The following is a 20,706-nucleotide window of genomic DNA, read 5'->3' as shown; positions in this document are numbered from 1 at the left end:
ACATGGAATACCTGCTCGACATGTGGCCGCTGCTGCTCGGCCTGGCGGCCATCGGCTTCGGCGGCCAGTACCTCGTCAACCGGAAAGATCGGCAGAAGGATGCGGCTCACCTCGCCGCACTCCGGGAGATGGCCGCGCCGCTGAACGGCGCCGTGCTGACCCACGGCCAGGCCGACGCCTGGTCGGCCGAACTGTGGCCACCGTTCGAGATGAAGACTCGTGGGGCGCGCCGGTGGACAGTGCGACGCAAGCCGCGGTTCGAGGTGGCGGTGGAGTTCACCCGGGGTCCGTGGCGGGTGCGTCTCAGTGAGGCGTCGATACGCCAGCGGTCGGCCAGCCGCCGTGTCCACACGCATTACGAACACCGCATCGACATCGCCACGGCCGACCTGCCGCCGCTCAAGGTCGCCGAGCGGCGGGACACTGACTGGATGGGCAAACCGTTGGACCCGAACAGCGAGGTCGCCCTACTCGGCGCCCCGATTATCAAGGAACCGCCCGCCACGGTGGCGCAGCGCCAAGGCCACTGGGTCCAGGCCGCGATCTCCGCCCCGGCGAACCAGCAGCTCGCCGCGTTCACCTGTGACCCCGCCTCGGCGGCGCGCATGCTCAACGCCCACTCGACGGCATGGCTGCTCGACAGGATGTACGCGATGCCGCGCATCCTGACGTTCGAATCGGGCTTGCTGTACACCACGGCACCCGGCCGTATCGATCCCGCTCGGGTCATGCCGGCCGTGGACACGATGCTTGGTCTCCTCGATTGCGTCCCGGCCAGCGCGCCCGCCCATCGTTGACCAACGACCCTGCCGCCGAGGCGGTACCACGGAGGACATCCAGACCATGGCTGATGACCCGACGCGCGGCGGCGACGAGCACCGAGCCGAGGCGGCACCACAGACCGAGGGCAACGAGACTGGGTCCTCGCAGATGTCAACCCTCGGCTTCATCGGTGCCACGGTCGCCGGGGTGGCGCTGTTACTCGGCCTGCTCGGCTACGGCGGCGTGAGCCTGGTCAACGGCGTTGCCACGGCAGCCGGACTGACCAAGAGCGTCGACGTGCGCGTCATCTCGGAGCTCGAGTGGACCTCTGCCCAGGACCGCGAATCTCCGAACGCCGTCGGCGAGTACACGGTCGACGGCCGGACCCACCAGGTCGGCCTGGGCGGCGGCGAGGTCGGCGAGGTAATCGAGGGACACTTCCCGGCACTTCCGATCGGCTGGGTCGGTTTCCCCGAAGAACCGATGACCGGATGGGAGCCGTTCTGGTCCATCGTGATCGGGCTGGTCTGCTTCGCCTTCCTGGTGCTGCCGTTCATCCTCGCCCTCGGCTCGTCGCCGCAGCCGCAGGCTCCCTCCGCGCCCCAGGACCCGAGTCCGGATCCCCCGACACGGCCAGCATGAGGCCACGCCGGTCCCCACGGCGCCCACACCGGTGGCGTTCTCCTGCGCCCGCGCCCCCACCTCAGGCGCAGCACCGCCCCGCCTCGGTTACTCCGTCACGTGCAGCGCCACGCCCGTGCTGAGCAGCGATGTCGCGTTCAGACCGAACGTCGCCTTGAACCGGCCGGCCAGGTGTGACGGGCTGGCGAATCCCGCGTCGGCCGCCGCCGCGGTGAGGTCGCTGCCAGTAGCCACGGCCCGCGCCGCGTGCAGCAGCCGGGTCCACAGGCGATACGCGCGTAGGCTCGTGCCGGTTTCGGCACGGAACAGGTGCAGCAGCCGTGACTCCGACAGGCCGACACAGGCTGCCAGCTCCCCTGCCGGCCGCGTCACCGCAGGGTCGTCGCGCAGGACCGACACGAGCCGGGCGATCCGGGGATCGATCCTGCCGGAGTCGCCGACCGGTGCGGCGATGTCCAGCCACGCAGCCGCGGTCCCGGGGTCTCGGGGTGCGGCCACGAGGTCGGCCTCCCGCTCGTGGTCGAACGCGAGGCCGCGCGCGGCGCGTGAAACCACCGAGCCTCCTGACGGTCGGGTCCACATAGGCGCTGACGATCCACGACCCGGCGTCGGCCCATAGCTGGTGGGCCGTACGGGGCGGGACGAACGCGCTACGCGCCTCGTGCCGGGTGCCGCCGACCGTGAACATCAACGCGCCGTCGACACCGACCACCACGCACGGCACCGGAAGCCCGTGCGGCGCGAGGTCGAGTGCCGGCCCGGCGTAGACGACGGCCGACGGCCAGAGTCACAGCGCAGGACGACAGGTTCGCGGAAGCGGCGCGGGTCGATGTCGGCGATGGTGACCTCCTCGTTCGCCCGCACCGTCACGGTCAACTCAGAGGCCCATTGTGCCCACAGCGCTCATCGGCATCGTCGGCATGTTCTTCCTCGGCATGGGATGTGTCGCCCTGGCGGCGCTGGGCTTCGTGCCGCGGCAGTTCGGCATGAGCATCGGTGGCGAACCCGGCGATTCGGATGCTCGCGCCCCGCACGTCGGCGAATGCACTTCCCGTGGCGGTGACGCAGGACGCGCCGAGGTGCGTGCGGTCTACGGCGGTTTCGGACTCTCCATGGCCGCGATACTCGGCCTCGCCCTCTACGACGACAGCCTCCGCGGCGGCATCGTCGTCATGGTCGGCGCCGCACTCGCCGGCATGACGGGTGGACGCGTGCTGTCGGCATTGCTAGGCGACCGCACCCGCTTCTACCCCAACTGGTTCTACTTCGGCGTGGAGGCTTTCGCCGCAGCCGCCCTGCTGCTGGCGGCGTAGCGCTCCCGGCCCGGAAGAGAAACGTCCCCGAACGCGAAAACGGCCCCCGGTCCGATGTGGACCGAGGGCCGTTCCCGTCACTGCTTACCGGAAGTCGCGACCGAAGTCGTAGTCGTCCAGCGGCACCGCGGCACCGGTACCCGTACCGAACACGTCCGGGGTGTAGTAGCCGTCGTCGTAGGACGGGATCGCGTACGCCGCGACCCGGGCCTCCTCGGTCGGCTGCACCTGGATGTTGCGGTACTTGTTGATGCCCGTACCGGCCGGGATCAACTTACCGATGATCACGTTCTCCTTCAGGCCGACCAGCGAGTCGCTACGGCCGTTGATCGCCGCGTCGGTCAGGACCCGCGTGGTCTCCTGGAACGACGCCGCCGACAGCCACGAGTCCGTGGTCAGCGAGGCCTTCGTGATGCCCATCAGCACCGGGCGACCCGAGGCCGGCTCGCCGCCCTCGGCCACCGCGTGCCGGTTCGTCTGCTCGAAGCGCGTGCGCTCCGGCAGCTCGCCCGGCAGGAACTCGGTGGCACCCGAGTCGATGATCGTCACGCGGCGCAGCATCTGCCGCACGATGACCTCGATGTGCTTGTCGTGGATGCCCACGCCCTGCGCCCGGTAGACCTTCTGCACCTCTTCGACCAGGTGCATCTGCGCCTCGCGCGGGCCCATCACGCGGAGCACCTCGTGCGGGTCAGGCGTGCCCTCGAGCAGCGGCTGGCCGACACCGACGTGGTCGCCGTCGGCGAGGGGGCCGTTCGGGCCGACCGCGAGGCGCTGACGCTTCGACAGCTTGTCGAAGACGATCTCCTCGCTGCCGTCGTCCGGCACGAGCGTGATCTTCCAGAACCGCTCGCTCTCCTCGATGCGCACCCGGCCGTCGACGTCGGCGATCGGCGCCTTGCCCTTCGGGACACGGGCCTCGAACAGCTCCGTGACACGCGGCAGACCCGTGGTGATGTCGTCACCGGCGACACCACCCTGGTGGAACGTCCGCATCGTCAGCTGCGTACCCGGCTCACCGATCGACTGGGCGGCGACGATACCGACGGCCTCGCCGACGTCCACCAGCTTGCCGGTGGCCATCGAACGGCCGTAGCAGGTCGCGCACACACCGACCGACGACTCACAGGTCAGCACGCTGCGCACCTTGACCTTGGTGATGCCGCTGGCGATCAGCTTCTCGATCGCCGGGTCACCGAGGTCGTCACCCGCGTTGAGCACCACGTTGCCGGAGGAGTCCACCGCGTCGGCGGCGAGGCTCCGGGCGTAGGCGCTCGTCTCGACGTTCTGCCCGCGGACGATCCTGCCGTCGCCGAGGTCCTCACCGACGACCATGTTGATGCCGCGGTTGGTGCCGCAGTCGACCTCGCGGACGATGACGTCCTGCGAGACGTCCACCAGACGACGGGTCAGGTAACCCGAGTCGGCGGTACGGAGCGCCGTGTCGGCCAGACCCTTACGGGCACCGTGCGTGGCGATGAAGTACTCCGCCACCGACAGGCCCTCACGGAAGTTGGCCTTGATCGGACGCGGGATGTACTCACCCTTCGGGTTGGACACCAGACCACGCATACCCGCCAGCGACCGGACCTGCGTCATGTTGCCCGCAGCACCGGACTTCACGATCATCGAGATCGGGTTGTCGTCCGGGAAGTGGTCCTCCATGACCTTCGCGACGTCCTCGGTCGCCTGGCCCCACACCTTGACGAGCTCGTTGTTGCGCTCGGAGTGCGAGAGCTGACCACGCTGGTAGCGCTTCTCCACCTGGGCGGCCTTCGACTCGAAGTCGTCCAGGATGTCCTTCTTCTCCGGCGGCACGAGCACGTCGGAGATGGCGACCGTGACGCCCGAGCGCGTGGCCCAGTGGAAGCCGGCGTCCTTGAGCCGGTCCAGGGTCTGCGCCACCTGCGTCATCGAGTACCGCTCGGCGAGGTCGTTGACGATCGCGCCCTGGCGCTTCTTCGCCAGCGGCTCGTTGACGTACGGGTAGTCGGCCGGGAGCAGGTCGTTGAACATCACCCGGCCGAGCGTCGTCTCGGCCAGCCACGGCTGACCGGGCTCCCAGCCCGCCTCGCGCAGCTTCGGCTCGTCCTCGCGGGAGGGCTGCCGGTCCGTCACGCGGATCTTGATCGGCGCGTGCAGGCCCAGCTGCTGCATGTCGAAGGCCATGATCGCCTCGGCCTCGGACGAGTAGGCGTTGCCCGCACCGGTCGCGTTCTCGTCGAGCCGGGTGAGGTGGAACAGGCCCGTGACCATGTCCAGCCGCGGCATCGCCAGCGGACGACCCGAGGCGGGCGAGAGGATGTTGTTCGCCGACAGCATCAGCACCCGCGCCTCGGCCTGCGCCTCCGCGGACAGCGGCAGGTGCACGGCCATCTGGTCACCGTCGAAGTCGGCGTTGAACGCCTCGCAGACCAGCGGGTGCAGCTGGATGGCCTTGCCTTCCACCAGCTGCGGCTCGAAGGCCTGGATACCGAGACGGTGCAGCGTCGGAGCACGGTTCAGCAGGACGGGGTGGCCGTTGATGACCTCTTCCAGCACGTCCCAGACGGCCGGCTTCGACCGCTCCACCATGCGCTTGGCGGACTTGATGTTCTGCGCGTGGTTGAGGTCCACCAGCCGCTTCATCACGAACGGCTTGAACAGCTCGAGCGCCATGTCCTTCGGCAGCCCGCACTGGTGCAGCTTCAGCTGCGGTCCGACGATGATGACCGAACGGCCCGAGTAGTCGACGCGCTTACCGAGCAGGTTCTGCCGGAACCGGCCCTGCTTGCCCTTGAGCAGGTCGGACAGCGACTTCAGCGGCCGGTTGCCGGGACCGGTCACCGGGCGACCGCGACGGCCGTTGTCGAACAGCGCGTCGACGGACTCCTGCAGCATCCGCTTCTCGTTGTTGACGATGATCTCGGGCGCACCGAGGTCGATCAGTCGCTTGAGCCGGTTGTTGCGGTTGATGACCCGGCGGTACAGGTCGTTCAGGTCGGACGTGGCGAAGCGACCACCGTCGAGCTGCACCATCGGGCGCAGCTCCGGCGGGATCACCGGCACCGCGTCGAGCACCATGCCGCGCGGGTCGTTGCCCGTGGACTGGAACGCGGCCACGACCTTCAGTCGCTTGAGGGCACGCAGCTTCTTCTGGCCCTTGCCGCCGCGGATGACCTCGCGCAGCGCCTCGGCCTCGGCGTCGACGTCGAAGTCCTCGGCCAGCTTCTGGATGGCCTCGGCGCCCATGCCGCCGGTGAAGTACTCGCCGTAGCGGTCGATGAGCTCGCGATAGAGCAGCTCGTCGACGATCAGCTGGCGCGGCTCGAGCTTGGTGAAGGTGTTCCAGACCTCCTCGAGCCGGTCCAGCTCACGCTGGGCCTTGTCGCGGAGCTGGCGCATCTCACGCTCGCCGCCCTCCTTGACCTTGCGCTTGACGTCGGACTTCGCGCCCTCGTTCTCCAGCTCGGCCAGGTCGGCTTCCAGCTTCTGCGCGCGCTCCTCGATGTCGGAGTCGCGCTTGGCCTCGATGTTCTTGCGCTCGACGCCGATCTCGCTCTCGAGCGTCGGCATGTCGTTGTGGCGCAGCTCCGTGTTCACGCTGGTGATCACGTACGCCGCGAAGTAGATGATCTTCTCGAGGTCCTTCGGGGCCAGGTCCAGCAGGTAGCCCAGCCGCGACGGAACGCCCTTGAAGTACCAGATGTGCGTGACCGGGGCGGCCAGCTCGATGTGGCCCATGCGCTCACGGCGCACCTTGGCACGGGTCACCTCGACGCCGCAGCGCTCACAGATGATGCCCTTGAAGCGCACGCGCTTGTACTTGCCGCAGTAGCACTCCCAGTCCCGGGTCGGACCGAAGATCTTCTCGCAGAAGAGCCCGTCCTTCTCCGGCTTGAGGGTGCGGTAGTTGATGGTCTCGGGCTTCTTGACCTCGCCGAAGGACCACTGGCGGATGTCGTCGGCGGTGGCCAGTCCGATTCGAAGCTCATCGAAGAAATTGACGTCCAGCACTAGTCCGCCCCTCCGGAACGTTGCAATACGAAGAAAGTGTTACGACACATGGCTTTCCTTTGGCCGGCCGCGGGGCGGATCCGCAGTGGAAACCGCCCCGCGGCCATGGCGGGCCGTTAACCCTGGACGATCTCGTCGGCGGACGGCGACTCGTTGCGGGACAGGTTGATGCCGAGGTTCGCCGCGGCGCGCTCGAGGTCCTCGTCGTCGGAGTCGCGCATCTCGATGGCGGCACCGTCGCTGGAGAGCACCTCGACGTTCAGGCACAGCGACTGGAGCTCCTTCAGCAACACCTTGAAGGACTCCGGAATGCCCGGGGACGGCATGTTCTCGCCCTTGACCACGGCCTCGTAGACCTTCACGCGGCCGAGCACGTCGTCGGACTTGATGGTGAGCAGCTCCTGCAGCGTGTACGCCGCGCCGTAGGCCTGCATCGCCCAGCACTCCATCTCACCGAAGCGCTGGCCACCGAACTGTGCCTTACCACCGAGCGGCTGCTGCGTGATCATCGAGTACGGACCCGTCGACCGCGCGTGGATCTTGTCGTCCACCATGTGGTGCAGCTTCAGCATGTACATGTAGCCGACGGCCACCGGGTACGGGTACGGCTCACCGGAACGGCCGTCCAGCAGTGTCGCCTTGCCGTCCTCACCGACCATGCGGTCGCCGTCACGGTTCGGCTTGGTCGACGACAGCAGGCCCATCAGCTCGGCCTCGCGCGCACCGTCGAACACCGGCGTGGCCGTGTTCGTGCCCGGCTCCACGTCCCGCAGGTCCTCGGGCAGCTGCGCGGCCCACTCCGGGGCACCCTCGACCTTCCAGCCCTGTGAGGCCAGCCAGCCGAGGTGCAGCTCGAGGATCTGCCCGATGTTCATACGACGGGGCACACCGTGCGTGTTCAGCACGACGTCGACCGGGGTGCCGTCCGGCATGAACGGCATGTCCTCGGTCGGCAGGATCTTGCCGACGACGCCCTTGTTGCCGTGCCGGCCCGCGAGCTTGTCGCCGTCCTGGACCTTCGACTTCTTCGCCACGTACACGCGGACGAGCTCGTTGACGCCGGGGGGCAGCTCGTCGTCCTCCTCACGGGAGAACACGCGGATGCCGATGACCTTGCCGGTCTCACCGTGCGGCACCTTCAGCGAGGTGTCACGGACCTCGCGGGCCTTCTCACCGAAGATCGCGCGCAGCAGGCGCTCCTCCGGCGTCAGCTCCGTCTCGCCCTTCGGCGTGACCTTGCCGACCAGGATGTCGCCGTCGCGGACCTCGGCACCGATGCGGATGATGCCGCGCTCGTCGAGGTCTGCCAGCACGTCCTCGGAGACGTTCGGGATGTCCCTGGTGATCTCCTCGGCACCGAGCTTGGTGTCGCGGGCGTCGATCTCGTGCTCCTCGATGTGGATCGAGGTGAGCACGTCGTCCTGGACCAGCCGCTGCGAGATGACGATGGCGTCCTCGTAGTTGTGGCCCTCCCACGGCATGACCGCCACGAGCAGGTTCTTGCCGAGCGCCATCTCACCGTCCTCGGTGGACGGGCCGTCGGCCAGCACCTGGCCCTGCTCGACACGATCGCCCTCGGTGACCACCGGACGGTGGTTGAAGCACGTGCCCGCGTTGGTGCGGCGGAACTTGTAGAGGCCGTAGGTCTTCCGCGTCCCGTCGTCGTGCATGACGGTGATCATGTCCGCGGACAGCTCCTCGACCACGCCCGCCTGCTCGGCGACGACCACGTCACCGGCGTCGACGGCCGCGGTGAGCTCGACACCCGTACCGACCAGCGGCGACGAGGACTGCAGCAGCGGCACCGCCTGCCGCTGCATGTTGGCGCCCATGAGCGCACGGTTGGCGTCGTCGTGCTCGAGGAACGGGATCATGCCGGTCGCGACGGAGACCATCTGCCGCGGCGACACGTCCATGTAGTCGATGTCCTGCGGGGCGATCAGCTCGACCTCGCCGCCCTTACGGCGACCCAGGACGCCTTCCTCGGCGAACGTGCCGTCCTCGTTCAGCGGGGCGTTGGCCTGCGCCTTGACGTAGCGGTCCTCCTCGTCGGCGGTCAGGTAGTGCACCTCGTCGGTGACCCGGCCGTCGACGACCTTCCGGTACGGCGTCTCGATGAAGCCGAACGGGTTGACGCGCCCGTAGGAGCACAGCGAGCCGATCAGGCCGATGTTCGGACCCTCAGGGGTCTCGATCGGGCACATCCGGCCGTAGTGGCTCGGGTGGACGTCTCGCACGTCCATGCCTGCGCGCTCACGGGACAGACCGCCCGGGCCCAGCGCCGAAAGACGGCGCTTGTGGGTCAGCCCCGACAGCGGGTTGTTCTGGTCCATGAACTGCGACAGCTGCGAGGTTCCGAAGAACTCGCGGATCGCGGCGACGACCGGGCGGATGTTGATCAGTGTCTGCGGCGTGATCGCCTCGACGTCCTGGGTGGTCATCCGCTCGCGGACCACGCGCTCCATGCGGGACAGGCCCACACGGATCTGGTTCTGGATCAGCTCGCCGACCGTGCGCAGGCGACGGTTGCCGAAGTGGTCGATGTCGTCGGTCTCGACGGGCACCTCGGTCTCGCCCGGCTGCATCGTCTCCTCGCCCGCGTGCAGGCGGACGAGGTACTCGATGGTCGTGACGATGTCTTCCTCGGTCAGCGTGCCGGTCTCGTACGGCAGGTCGATGCCGAGCTTCTTGTTGATCTTGTACCGGCCGACCTTGGCGAGGTCGTAGCGCTTGTCCTTGAAGAACAGGTTCTCCAGGAGCGTCTGCGCGCTCTCCTTCGTCGGCGGCTCACCGGGGCGGAGCTTGCGGTAGATGTCCAGCAGCGCCTCGTCCGTGCCTGCCGTCGAGTCCTTCTCGAGCGTCGCGAGCAGCGTCTCGGAGAACGAGAAACGCTCGCGGATCTGCTCGGTCGTCCAGCCGAGGGCCTTCAGCAGGACGGTGACCGGCTGGCGGCGCTTGCGGTCGATGCGCACACCGACGGTGTCGCGCTTGTCGACGTCGAACTCGAGCCACGCACCACGACTCGGAATGATCTTGACGCTGAAGACGTCCTTGTCCGTCGACTTGTCGATGGCCTGGTCGAAGTAGACGCCGGGCGACCGGACCAGCTGCGAGACGACGACACGCTCGGTGCCGTTGATGATGAACGTGCCCTTGTCGGTCATCACGGGGAAGTCGCCCATGAAGACCGTCTGGCTCTTGATCTCGCCGGTGTTGTTGTTGACGAACTCGGCGGTGACGAACAGCGGCGCCGCGTACGTCATGTCCTTGTCCTTGCACTCCTCGACCGAGGCCTTGACCTCGTCGAAGCGCGGATCGGAGAAGGAGAGGGACATCGAACCGGAGAAGTCCTCGATGGGCGAGATCTCGCCGAGGACTTCTGCGAGGCCACCGAGCGGGTTCTCCTCGCCGTCATTGACGGCGCGTTCGAACCACGCCTCGGCACCGGTGAACCATTCGAAAGACCGGATCTGCACGTCGAGCAGGTCAGGAGTAGCCAGCGGTTCACGGATCTTCGCGAATGAGACCCGCTTCGGTGCTCCTGGAATTCCCGTTGACGAGCGCGTCGAGGTGGTCGCAGCAGTGGCCTGATTCGCGGGAGAGACTGCCAAGATGCGTCCTTCCGGGGACATTAAGCGGTTGAGCAGCCGCGTAGCGACGAGCAACACGAACTGTCAAGGGTGCGGTAGTGCCGACCATCCTAGCTACCACGAATGGGCAGCCTGAAAGTGGGCAGCGCAAAGAAGCAGTCTAGCCCGGAAGACGGCGACTTGTCGAGGGGGCACGCCCAAGACGTGGGGCCCAGCCTCGTTCGCTCGTCTCCGGCTCGCCTCCCGCAAGGCTCGCCATTGCCTGTAAGCGTGAACCCCCGTGAGCGCTGAGTCAAGCATTCACACGCCGGATGCGGCGGACGGATGGGTACGAAATAGATCACCTGTGCCCGGGTCTGGACAGCCGGACAGCCGGTATGGCAGTCCGGCCGCCACAACGCCCCGGATCAGTTCCCGCCCTGCTCACCGCCGTTCTGGCCGTTCTGACCGCCCTGCTGACCACCGTTCTGACCGCCTTGCTGGCCCTGGCCCGGCAACGGCGCGCCGGACGGGTCCTGCGACTGTCCCGGCGCGGGCGTGGGCTGCTGCGCGGCGTACGTGTCGAGATTGGTGACCTTCCAGGTGCCGCCCTGCTTCTGCGTCTCCAGCCACATCGCGGCGCCGCCCACGGCGGGCTGCTTGTCCGACGGCCGCGTGGCCGCCTGGTCGATGAACACCATGACGCGCGCGCGATCGCCGTCGAGGTTGACGACCGCACTGCGCGTGGCGTGCACCGTGACGACGATCTTCTGCTCCGGCGCGAGCCGCTTGATCTCGCCCATGAGCGCGTCGTACTTCTGCCCGACCTCACCACCGGCCAGCAGCTCGTCGGCGGCCTTCTCGGTCTTTCCGAGGTTGTTGTGGTCGATGGAGAACAGCCGCTCGGCCGCCTTCTCCATCGCCTCCTTGACCTCCGCCGTGGCAGGACCGTCGACCAGCGCGGAGTTCGACGTGGCCGCGCGCGCCTCGCTGCCCTTGATCTGGAAGAACACCGCCGCACCCACCAGCAGCAGGCCCGCGACCACCAACACCGCGACCACGGCGTATCCCGGCCGCCTGCGCGACGTGCCGCCCTCACCGGCCTTGCCGCGCTGACCGCGCGCCGGCGTCGCGACCGCGGGCGTACCCGGTTCGTCGGCGTCGAGGGTTTCGGCCTCGTCGAGGTCCGCCGGCTTCGCGCGCCCGTCGTCCTTGGCCTTGCCCCGCGGCCCCGGCCTCGGCACCTGCTTCCCCGGGGCCTCGTCGCGCTCGCTGTCGCCGGCTTCGCGGTCGCGCTCGCCTACCGTGCCCGTTTCGTCCTCGGGCTCCGACACGGCCGCCGCATCGCCGCGGCCCGCACCCGTGCCGGGCGCATCGGGCGCATCGGTCGTGTCGGGGGTGTCGGCTGCCTCCTCCTGCCTCGGCGTCTCCACCTCGTCGGCGGAACCAGGCTTGCGCAGGCCCGCGACCTTCGGACGGCGCGCCGGCGTCGGCCGCGGCTGCGGGGTGGGCTTACGACGGTTCGATGACACGGTAGGACTCCGTTCTGGGCACTGCTGCGCGATTCGGTGGGCGCTGTGACTCGGTGGCGCGGTGACTCGGTGGGCGCGGTGACTCGGTGGGCGCGGCCGGTGCGCGCCTACTGCTGGCCGCCGCCGGTGACGGGCACGTCGCCGATCTGCGACACCTTCCACGGGCCGTCCTGGCCGTCCCGCGAGAGCTGCACCTCGAGTCGCATGGTCTTCATGCCCTCCTGGTCGCCGCGCTTGATGTCGGCGCTCGCCGCGACGATGGCACTCGCCTTGCCCTCGCGTTCGTTCAGCTCGCTGACGGCGACGTCGTGCACGGTCGTGGTCACCTTCGACTTCGCTTTGGTGATCGCCTCGCGATACGTCTTCTCCGCCTGCTTGATCTGGTTGGCCAGCTCGCCGGTGCTGAGTTCCTTCTGCCTGCTGAAGTACTCGTCCAGCTTCGTGTGGTCGAGTTCGGTGAACGCCGTCACGGCCTGTCCGGCGACCCGTGTGACGTCCTGTCGCTGGGCGGCGACCTCGGCATCGTCCCCGGTCGCGCTCACCAGCCACCACACGCCGAACACCGCCGCCACGACCAGCGCCGCCGTCGCGAATGCGGCCGCACCCAACACTGCCCAACGCGGCGGAGCCGACCGGCCCGGCCCGGCCTCACCGTCGGCGGCCTCACCGTCAGCAGCGCTCTCGTCGGTCTCGTCTGCGCTGTCGGCGTCGGTGTCGGGGTCGTCGCCCTCGGTCTCATCGCCGTCGACCGTCCTGCCGTCCTCGGTGTCGGCGGCCGGCCGTTCCGCGTCCGGGGACGCCACCGTGTCAGCGCCGTCGCCGTCCGCGGCCCCCGGAACGTCGGTCCCGGGCGGACCGGTGCCGTCTTCCGCCTCGCCGGTGGCTCGGGCCTTCTCCGGCTCGTCCGAATTCATAACGCTCCAGGGTATTGCGGTCGTGTCAGCTTGCTGTGTGCCGCCCGGACCGGCTCACGGCCGGGCCAGGCCCGCGAGCTGGTCGAGGCTCGTGATGTCGAGTCCCGGGCTGCTCGCCACGCCGGGAGTGCCGCGCAACGAGGCCAGCTCCTCCTCGTCCCGCGTCGAGTTCTCCTCCAGCTGTTGCTGGCTCGGCTTCACCGGAACGCCGTGGTACGGCGCGTTCTGCGAACCACGCACACTGATCGGGCTGCCGACCGGTTCGGCGCAGTACGCATCGTCCTTGGGAGGCCGCTCGGAGGTGTCGCTGCCCGGACGGTACTCGTCGGGCGAACGGTAACCCTTGGTGCAGGACGGCGGGTTGAACAGGTTGAGCGCAAGGCCCAGGTGGGCGGTGCCGTCGCCGGGTGCGACCGAGTAGGCGCCGCCGGTCACCATCGGGTAGGCGATGAACATCATCTCCAGCCCGTCCTGCCTCGGGACCAGCAGGTTCGACGTCGTCAACAGGTTCGCCGTGAGCGCCGACAGGCCGGGGCCGGTCTCGGCCAGGACCTGCTGCACCTGGTCGCCGACCTGCGGCGCGACGTCGACGAGCTTGCGGATGTCGGGGTCGGATTCCTTCAGCGTCTTCGACAACTTGCGCAGGTCACGACTGAACGAGCGCAACGAGCCGGACATCTCGTTCTGCGTGCGCAGCACCGTCGTGCCGGAGTCGAGCAGCTCCACCGTCTGCGGGACGTGTTCGGAGGCCACCTTCGTGAACTCCTGCGTGGTGTCCATCAGCTGCTGCAGGTCGCGGCCGGTGCCGTTGAAGGCGTCGTAGGACTCGTCGACCACGGTGCGCAGCGAATCGGTCGGCACGGACCTGGCCAGCGACGACAGATCGCCGATCAGTTTCTCCGTCGGCACGGGTGTTTTCGTGTTCCGCGAGTCGATCACCGAACCGGCTTCGAGGAACGGCCCGCCGGAACTCTGCGGCCGCAGATCGACGTACTGTTCGCCGACCGCGGACCGGTTCGCCACGACGGCCTTCAGGTCGGCGGGCACGGGCGGCGCGTCCGCCTCGATGTCCAGTTCGGCCTGGGTGCCGTCCTCGGTCAGGCTCAGCGGCCCGACCGTGCCGATGTTGAAGCCGCGGTAGGTCACCTCGGCGCCGGTGAAGATGCCGCCGGACTCGGTCAGCTGCAGGTCCACGCTGTAGCCGCCCTGGCCGAAGGTCTCCTCGACGTCAGTGAACCGCACGAGCGCGTACACGACGGCGACCACCGAGATGATCGCGAACACCACGAGCTGGATCTTGGTCTTGCGCACCAGCATCAGCTACCGCCCCCTGACAGGGTGTCGAAGATCCCCGCGACGCCCGACGGCGACTGTTGCGTGGACCGCCCGTCCTGCCCGCCGGACTGCTGCGATCCGGACTGTTGGGACGATTCACCCAGTGGCAGCGGCGGCGGGTTGTTCCCCGTGCCCTCGCGCGGCGACGTCAGATTGCCCGGCAGATGAACGTCCTGGAGCGGGTTCTGCCTGCTGCGGCCGAGGTTGGCCAGCACCTCGCTCAAGTCCAGATCCACGTCGGCGTAGAGGTTGAAGTAGTCGCCCTTGGCGCCCTTCACGGCCTGGTCGGTGAACGGGTAGCTGAGGAGCAGTTCGAGCGATTTCGGCAGGTCCGACCCCGCCTCGCCGAGTTTGCGCAGCACCGGCATGAGGGACTTCAGGTTCGCGACCAGGTCCTCCTGGCTCTGGTTGATCGTCCTCGTGGCCACGCCGGACACGCGGTTCAGCGCCTGCAACATCGTCACCAGCTGGCCGCGCTGCTTCTCCAGCACTTCCAGACCGGGGCCCAGGTTGTCGATCGCGCTCGCGATGCGGTCCTTCTGCCCCTTCAGGCTCATCGACAGCCGGTTCAGGCCGTCCAGTGCGCTGGTGATGTCGCCGGACTGCGCGTCGAGCGCCGACACCAGCTGGTCGGCGTTGCGCAGCAGGCCCTTGATGTCCTGCTCGTTGCCGGACAGCGCCGTGTTGAGTTCCTTGGTGATGTTGTTGAGCTGTTCCACGCCGCCACCGTTGAGCAGCATCGACAGCGCGCCGAGCACTTCCTCCACCTCGACGCTGCGGTCGGTGCGCTCCACCGGGATCGTGTCGCCCTCGCCCAGTTGGGCCTCGGCCGGGTCCTGTCCCGGCGCGCCCAGCTGGACGTATTTCTCGCCGAGCAGGCTGGACTGGCGCAGGTTCGCGATCGCGTTGGCCGGCAGTTCGACCTCGTCGTTGATCAGCAGCGTGACCTCGGCCGTCCAGCCGTCGCGGGCCAGGCCGATCTCCTCGACCCTGCCGACCGGCACCTCGTTGACCTTCACCCCGGACTGCGGCACGAGGTCGAGGACGTCGCGGAACTGCACCTTCACGCGGTACGGGTCGTCGCCGAGGTCGGCGCCGCCCGGCAGCGGGAGGTCGTACACGCCGGAGAACCCGCAGCCGGACACGGCCAGCATGGTGGCGGCCGCACCGGCGGACAGCAGCTTGCGGAACCTCACTGGCCACCTCCCGAGGACAGCACCTGCTGGGTCACCGGGAGCGGCAGCGGCGGCAGCTCGCCGTTGTTCAGCGCGTGCACCGACTGCGCCAGCGACGGCAGCGGCACGTTGTTGTCGACGACGTCGGCCACGCCCTGGCACAGGTTGCCGACGGCGTCGAGCGCATCCGGGGTCTGCTTGATCAGGTTGCACACCATCGTCGCCGGCGGCTGCGTGAGCTCGTTGAGGTTCGCCCTGGCGTCGAGGGTTCCCGACGCGGCGTTGTAGGTGTTGGCGAGGTTGGTCAGCGCCAGCGGGGCGATGTCCAAGGTCTCGGCCAGGGCGCCGCGCTGTTCGACGAGCACCCGCGTGACGCTCGCCAGCTTGTCCACGTTGGACTTGAGCTTGCTCCTGTTGTTCTCGACGAAGCCCTTGACCGAGGTCAGCGCCGTACCGAGCTGTTTGACCGTCGCCGACAGGTTCTCCCGCTCACCCGACAGGTAGCCGCTGATGTCGGCGAGCTGCTGTTCGAACTTGCGCACCGTCTGGTCGCTGCCGGCGAGCGTCGTGGACAGCTTCGCCAGGTTCTCGACCGTGGCGAACAGGTCGCCGGAGTTGCCCGAGAGCGTGCCCGAGGCCTTGCCGAGCTCGGTGATCGTGTCGTGCAGCGCCTTGCCGTTGCCGTCGAGGTTCTGGGCCGTGGTGTCGAGCAGGTCCGACAGCGAACCGTTCTTGTTGGCGCCGTTCGGGCCGAGTGATTCGGACACTCGGCTGAGGCTCTCGGCGAGCTCGTCGATCTCGAGCGGCACCTCCGTGCGGTCCTTGCTGATCGTCGCGCCCGCGTCGAGCGTCGGCCCGCCGGTGTAGGCGGGTGCGAACTGCACGTACCGGTCCGACACCAGCGACGGCGCCACGATGATCGCCTTCGCGTCGGCCGGGATCTGCACCTCACGGTCGTAGGTCATCTCCACGAGAACGCGCTCGCCCTGCGGCTCGACGTTCGTGACCTCGCCCATCTCGACGCCGAGCACGCGGACGGTGTTGCCCTCGTACAGGCCGATCGCGCTCGGGAAGTACGCGCTGACACGTTTGCTGCCCGCGTCCTGCAGTGTCCACCACAGTCCGCCCGCGACGACGAGCGCCAGCACGATGGCGATCGTGACGCCCTGGGCGAGCCGCTGGCCGAATCGAGTGGTGATCATTTGGCGTTGCACCCCTCTTCGTTCACCGGCCCGACGGACGGGAGCAGGAGGCCGCAGATGTAGTTGTCGAACCAGCGGCCGTTACCGATCGTGTTGTTGAAGACACGGACGAACGGCGCGAACTGGCGGATGCCCTGGCTCAACGACTCCTCGTTGCGCTGCAGCATGCCGGTGAGCCGGTCGAGCTTGTTCAGCACAGGGCCGATCTGCTCGTTGTTGTCGGCGACCAGGCCCCGCAGCTGGGTCGACAGCTCCTGGCTGCCCTGCAGCATCGTGGTGATGGCCTGCTTGCGCCGCTGCAGTTCGCCGAGCAGCGCCGACCCGTCCTTCATCAGCTTCACCAACTGCTCGTCGCGGCCGGCGAGGGTGCCCGAGATCTGCTTGGTGTTCTGCAGCAGGCTCTTGAGCTGCTGGTCGCGTTTGGCGATGGTCTGCGACAGCTTCGACAGCCCGTTCAGCGCGCCCTTCATCTCGTCGGGCGTGTCGGAGAAGGTCTCGGACAGCACGTCGAAGCTCTGCGCCAGCTGGTCGGTGTCGACCTCGTCGACGGTGCCGGAGAGGTCACGGAACGCCTCGAGCACGTCGTACGGCGCCGTGGTGCGCTCGCGCGGGATGGTCGACCCCGGATCGAGCGGGTTCTCCCCCAGCGGGTCGAGCGCCACGTACTTCTGCCCCAGCAACGTCTTGATCTTGATCGTCGCGGAGGTGCGGTCGCCCAGCCAGGCGTCGCGGACCTTGAACGACACGTTCACCCGGTCGCCGTCGAGCTCGACGTCGCTGACGTTGCCGACCTTCACACCCGCGACGCGCACCTCGTCGTCGGGCTGCAGGCCGGCGGCCTCGCTGAACTCGGCCTGGTACGTCGTGCCGCCGCCGATGAGCGGCAGGTCCTCGGTGTTCAACGAGGCCACGATGCCGAGCACGATCACCACGATGCCGGTGATCGCGATGGGGATCGGGTTGCGCTTCTGGAAACTCTTCATTCGCTGGTGCACCGCTCTCTGTTGACCGGCGCGATCGGCACGTTGACGGGCTCGGACATCAGACCGGGGATCCGGACGTTGCCACTCGCACTGCACAGATAGAAGTTGAACCACGAGCCGTAGTCGGCGGTGGCGGCCATCCGCTGCGCCTTCTCCGGCAGGAACTGGATGAAGTGCTCGACGACCTGCTCCTGCTCGTTGAGGTTCCCCGCCAGTTCACCGAGGGCCTTGATGTCCTGCTTCAGCGGCTCGCGGCCCTCCTTCAGCAGGCCCGCCGTGGTCTGCGCCAGCCCGCCGAGCGCATCGATCGACTGCCCGATCGGGTCCTTGTCCTTGGCCAGTCCCGACACCAGCTTCTGCAGCCGCACGATCAGCTGATCCAGCTGCGGCGTGCGCTGGTTGACCGTCGTCAGCACCGTGTTCAGGTTGTTGATGACCTGGCCGATCACCTTGTCCTTCTCGGCCAGCTTCGTCGTCAGCGACGCGGTGTGCGACAGCAGGCTCTCGACCGTGCCGCCCTCACCCTGCAGGACCTGGATGATCTCGTAGGACAGCTTGTTGACGTCGTCCGGCGACAGCGCCCTGAACAGCGGCTTGAACCCGTTGAACAGCTCGTTCAGGTCCAGCGCAGGCGTGGTCCGCTCCAGCGGGATCGTGTCGCCCGGCTGGAGCGTGCCCTGCGGACCCGCGCCTGCGGGCTGGTTGCCGCCGCCCTGGTTGGCCACGGGCGTGATCCCGCCCTGGCCGGAGCGTTCGAGGGCGATGTAGCGCTGGCCGACGAGGTTGCGGTACTTGATCGACGCCTGCACGTCCGCGGGCAGCTCCCGGCCCTTGTCGAGTTCGAACTCCACCTCGGCGAGCCTGCGGTCCACGATCTCGACGGAGCTGACCTGGCCGACGCGCACACCCGCGATACGGACGTCGTCGTTGGGGATCACCATCGTCGCGTCGGTGAACCGGGCCTTGTAGGTCACGGTGTCGGACAGGTTGACGTTCGCGATGCTGACCGCGAGCACACCTGTGACCAGCACCGTGACGACGATGAAGGCACCGAGTTTGACCAGTGGTGCGGTGAGTCCGCGCATTATTCGACCGTCACCTCCGCTCCTCGGTACATCGGGGCAATGAGCAGGGAGCCCCAGCCGGGCACCTCGTCGGCGGTCATGCCGAGCCGCGGCGCGGTCAGCTGCGAGATCAGCCGCAGCTCACCCGGCGAGCCCGCCGGGTCGCCGCCGGCGATGCCCGGCGCGGCCGCGCCACCACCGCTGTTGTTGTAGCCGCCCGCGTTGGCCTGGTCGTCGGCCTGGCTGAGGCCGTTGTTGGACGAGCGGGCGGGCGGGGGCGCCGTGCTGCCGTCCTTGACGGGGCCGTCCGGCGGGTACTGCGGGAACGGATCCGGCATCTCGGCGAAGTCGTAGCAGCGCGGGCCGCGGTGGTCGTTCCACTCCGGCTCGTCCTGACCCGGCTTGTACGGGCCACGGTTGTTCGTGATCTCCAGCGTCGCGTGCAGTCCCGGCTGGTTGGTGCCCTTGCCGAACGCCTTGTCGATCCGCGGCACCAGCTCGGCCATCTGCCCGAGGAAACACGGGTACGACGGCGCGTACTTGGCCAGCAGTTCGGCGGTCGGCCTGGCCGTGTCGGCGAGCTGGATGAGATTCGACGAGTTCGCCTTCAGCCACGAGTGCAGGTCCCTGGAGGCGCCCGTGATGCTGGTGTACATGTTCGACAGCGCCTGCCGCTTCTCCACGATCGTCCTGCTCGTCGTGGTGAAGTTGTCGAGCGTCTGCACCAGGTCCGGGGTGACGTCGGACAGGTTGTGCGAGAACTTCGCCAGCTCCCGCAGGTTCTCCTGCAGCTTCGGCACGTGCGGGTTCAGCTCGCCCAGGTAGTTGCCGAGATCCGACAGCGTCCCGCCCAGCTGTTCACCACGCCCTTCGAGCGCCGTCGAGATCGCGGTGAGCGTGGCCGAGAGCTTCTGCGGCTGCACCGCCTGCAGCACCGGCATCAGGTCCGACAGCGCCTGTTCGAGTTCGATCGCGCTCTCCGTGCGGTCCTGCGGGATGACGTCCCCCGACCGCAGCGCCGTCGCCTCGGCACCCTCCGGGATCTCCAGGCTGACGAAGCGCTCACCGAAGAGGGTCTTCGGCAGGAACCGGGCCGACACGTTCGACGGCACCAGATCGGCGTGTTCGGGGTCGAGGTTCAGCGTCAGTTCCGTCGAACCGCCGTTGACCGGCGTGATCTCCCCGACGCGGCCGATGATCAGCCCGCGCACCTTGACGTCGGAGTTCTCCGACAGCTGGTTGCCGAGCTCGTCCGCCTCGAGCGTGACCGTGACGTACGAGGTGAACGCCTTGTTGTAGATCGCCACACTCAGGGCCACGCCACCGACCAGCAGTCCGACGAGCAGCAGCCCCAGCAACCTTCGACGCAGTGTCGCCATCATCCCGCGATCCTCACCGTCGTGTCGGTTCCCCAGAGCGCGAACCCGACGAAGAAGTTGACCACCGCGACCGTGACGATCGACAACCGCACGGCACGGCCCACGGCCACGCCGACGCCCGCGGGGCCGCCGCTGGCCTTGTAGCCGTAGTAGCAGTGCGTGAGGATGATCAAGACGCTGAAGATCAGCACCTTGATGAACGAATACAGCACGTCCTGCGGTGGCAGGAACATCTCGAAGTAGTGGTCATAGGTACCTGCCGATTGGCCGTAGATGTAGATGACCACGGCCCGCGATGCCAGGTACGACGACATCAGGCCGATCACGTAGAGCGGGATGACCGCGACGAATCCGGCGATGATCCGCGTCGTGACCAGGTACGGCAGGCTGGGCACCGCCATCACCTCGAGCGCGTCGATCTCCTCGGAGATGCGCATCGCGCCGAGCTGCGCGGTGAAGCCGGAACCGACGGTCGCCGACAGTGCGAGACCCGCCACCAGCGGTGCGATCTCGCGGGTGTTGAAGAACGACGTGAGGAAGCCGGTGAACGCCGACGTGCCGATCGAGTCCAGGGCCGAGAAGCCCTGCAGACCGACCAGCACACCGGTGAACAGCGTCAGCCCGACCATCACGCCGACGGTGCCGCCGATCATGGCCAGCGAACCGGAGCCGAAGCTCACCTCCGCCAGCAGGCGCAGCACTTCCTTCATGTACCGCCGGATCGTCCGCGGCGCCCACGCGAGGGCGCGCAGGTAGAACGACATCTGGTCGCCGAGATCGTCGAGCGTCTCGAGCGGGCGGTTCGCGATCTTTTTCGCGCGCTGGGTCACGGAGGCCATC

Annotated in this window: 15 protein-coding genes; 3 read left to right on the top strand and 12 right to left on the bottom strand. The window is 68.1% G+C overall.

What is annotated here, in order from left to right; genetic code table 11:
• Positions 1-2 precede the first annotated feature (2 nt).
• Both LY12_RS19070 and LY12_RS19065 read left to right on the top strand, forming a co-directional pair.
• Positions 3-797, top strand: coding sequence for a hypothetical protein (locus LY12_RS19070; protein WP_253858662.1), 795 nt, complete (start codon positions 3-5; stop codon positions 795-797).
• Between the two features lie 46 nt (positions 798-843).
• Complete coding sequence (locus tag LY12_RS19065; RefSeq protein ID WP_253858661.1) at positions 844-1,404, top strand: hypothetical protein; 561 nt, start codon at positions 844-846, stop codon at positions 1,402-1,404.
• Positions 1,405-1,491: 87 nt separating this feature from the next.
• On the opposite strand, the gene LY12_RS19060 is transcribed toward LY12_RS19065, so the two are convergent.
• Positions 1,492-1,959: a helix-turn-helix domain-containing protein gene (locus LY12_RS19060; RefSeq protein ID WP_253858659.1), complete on the bottom strand. Its 468-nt coding sequence runs from the start codon at positions 1,957-1,959 to the stop codon at positions 1,492-1,494.
• Positions 1,960-2,294: 335 nt separating this feature from the next.
• On the opposite strand from LY12_RS19060, the gene LY12_RS19055 reads away from it, so the two are divergent.
• Positions 2,295-2,717: a DUF4345 family protein gene (locus LY12_RS19055; RefSeq protein ID WP_253858658.1), complete on the top strand. Its 423-nt coding sequence runs from the start codon at positions 2,295-2,297 to the stop codon at positions 2,715-2,717.
• An 84-nt stretch (positions 2,718-2,801) separates the two neighbouring features.
• Here LY12_RS19055 and LY12_RS19050 read toward each other — a convergent pair whose 3' ends face one another.
• The 11 genes from LY12_RS19050 to LY12_RS19000 all read right to left on the bottom strand — a co-directional run bounded on the left by LY12_RS19050 (position 2,802) and on the right by LY12_RS19000 (position 20,705).
• Entirely contained in the window at positions 2,802-6,713 is a 3,912-nt protein-coding gene (locus LY12_RS19050) for a DNA-directed RNA polymerase subunit beta' (RefSeq protein WP_253858657.1), read from the bottom strand.
• 116 nt (positions 6,714-6,829) lie between these two features.
• Positions 6,830-10,324 carry a DNA-directed RNA polymerase subunit beta gene (gene rpoB, locus LY12_RS19045; protein WP_253858653.1) on the bottom strand — a complete coding sequence of 1,165 codons (3,495 nt, stop codon included), beginning with the start codon at positions 10,322-10,324 and terminating at the stop codon, positions 6,830-6,832.
• 386 nt (positions 10,325-10,710) lie between these two features.
• Complete coding sequence (locus LY12_RS19040; protein ID WP_253858651.1) at positions 10,711-11,814, bottom strand: hypothetical protein; 1,104 nt, start codon at positions 11,812-11,814, stop codon at positions 10,711-10,713.
• A 107-nt stretch (positions 11,815-11,921) separates the two neighbouring features.
• On the bottom strand, positions 11,922-12,728 hold the full coding sequence (locus LY12_RS19035) for a hypothetical protein (RefSeq protein ID WP_253858650.1): 807 nt from the start codon (positions 12,726-12,728) through the stop codon (positions 11,922-11,924).
• Between the two features lie 54 nt (positions 12,729-12,782).
• Complete coding sequence (locus LY12_RS19030; RefSeq protein WP_253858647.1) at positions 12,783-14,045, bottom strand: MCE family protein; 1,263 nt, start codon at positions 14,043-14,045, stop codon at positions 12,783-12,785.
• On the bottom strand, positions 14,045-15,217 hold the full coding sequence (locus tag LY12_RS19025) for an MCE family protein (protein WP_253858919.1): 1,173 nt from the start codon (positions 15,215-15,217) through the stop codon (positions 14,045-14,047). Before LY12_RS19025 ends, LY12_RS19030 begins: the two co-directional genes overlap by 1 nt.
• Before the next feature lie 38 nt (positions 15,218-15,255).
• Complete coding sequence (locus LY12_RS19020; RefSeq protein ID WP_253858644.1) at positions 15,256-16,440, bottom strand: MCE family protein; 1,185 nt, start codon at positions 16,438-16,440, stop codon at positions 15,256-15,258.
• Positions 16,437-17,423 (bottom strand): MCE family protein, encoded by a 987-nt coding sequence (locus tag LY12_RS19015; RefSeq protein ID WP_253858642.1) that lies wholly within the window; start codon positions 17,421-17,423, stop codon positions 16,437-16,439. Before LY12_RS19015 ends, LY12_RS19020 begins: the two co-directional genes overlap by 4 nt.
• Complete coding sequence (locus LY12_RS19010; protein ID WP_253858640.1) at positions 17,420-18,508, bottom strand: MCE family protein; 1,089 nt, start codon at positions 18,506-18,508, stop codon at positions 17,420-17,422. Before LY12_RS19010 ends, LY12_RS19015 begins: the two co-directional genes overlap by 4 nt.
• Complete coding sequence (locus LY12_RS19005) at positions 18,508-19,869, bottom strand: MCE family protein (RefSeq protein ID WP_253858638.1); 1,362 nt, start codon at positions 19,867-19,869, stop codon at positions 18,508-18,510. The genes LY12_RS19010 and LY12_RS19005 overlap by 1 nt, the downstream gene beginning before the upstream one ends.
• The gene (locus LY12_RS19000) at positions 19,866-20,705 is read right to left on the bottom strand and encodes an MlaE family ABC transporter permease (protein WP_253858636.1); all 840 of its coding nucleotides are present in this window, start codon (positions 20,703-20,705) and stop codon (positions 19,866-19,868) included. The genes LY12_RS19005 and LY12_RS19000 overlap by 4 nt, the downstream gene beginning before the upstream one ends.
• Position 20,706: the final 1 nt, after the last annotated feature.

Origin of the sequence: Prauserella alba (assembly GCF_024171735.1) — a bacterium.
Lineage (GTDB): Bacteria > Actinomycetota > Actinomycetes > Mycobacteriales > Pseudonocardiaceae > Prauserella > Prauserella alba.
The sequence above is the reverse complement of the archived record's forward strand: the minus strand, read 5'-3'. Positions and strand labels throughout refer to the sequence as shown.

Coding starts and splice junctions, on each gene's coding strand:
- LY12_RS19070 (WP_253858662.1), top strand. CDS start 3: ATGGAATACCTGCTCGACATGTGGCCGCTGCTGCTCGGCCTGGCGGCC.
- LY12_RS19065 (WP_253858661.1), top strand. CDS start 844: ATGGCTGATGACCCGACGCGCGGCGGCGACGAGCACCGAGCCGAGGCG.
- LY12_RS19035 (WP_253858650.1), bottom strand. CDS start 12,728: ATGAATTCGGACGAGCCGGAGAAGGCCCGAGCCACCGGCGAGGCGGAA.
- LY12_RS19030 (WP_253858647.1), bottom strand. CDS start 14,045: ATGCTGGTGCGCAAGACCAAGATCCAGCTCGTGGTGTTCGCGATCATC.
- LY12_RS19025 (WP_253858919.1), bottom strand. CDS start 15,217: ATGCTGGCCGTGTCCGGCTGCGGGTTCTCCGGCGTGTACGACCTCCCG.
- LY12_RS19020 (WP_253858644.1), bottom strand. CDS start 16,440: ATGATCACCACTCGATTCGGCCAGCGGCTCGCCCAGGGCGTCACGATC.
- LY12_RS19015 (WP_253858642.1), bottom strand. CDS start 17,423: ATGAAGAGTTTCCAGAAGCGCAACCCGATCCCCATCGCGATCACCGGC.
- LY12_RS19010 (WP_253858640.1), bottom strand. CDS start 18,508: ATGCGCGGACTCACCGCACCACTGGTCAAACTCGGTGCCTTCATCGTC.
- LY12_RS19005 (WP_253858638.1), bottom strand. CDS start 19,869: ATGATGGCGACACTGCGTCGAAGGTTGCTGGGGCTGCTGCTCGTCGGA.
- LY12_RS19000 (WP_253858636.1), bottom strand. CDS start 20,705: ATGGCCTCCGTGACCCAGCGCGCGAAAAAGATCGCGAACCGCCCGCTC.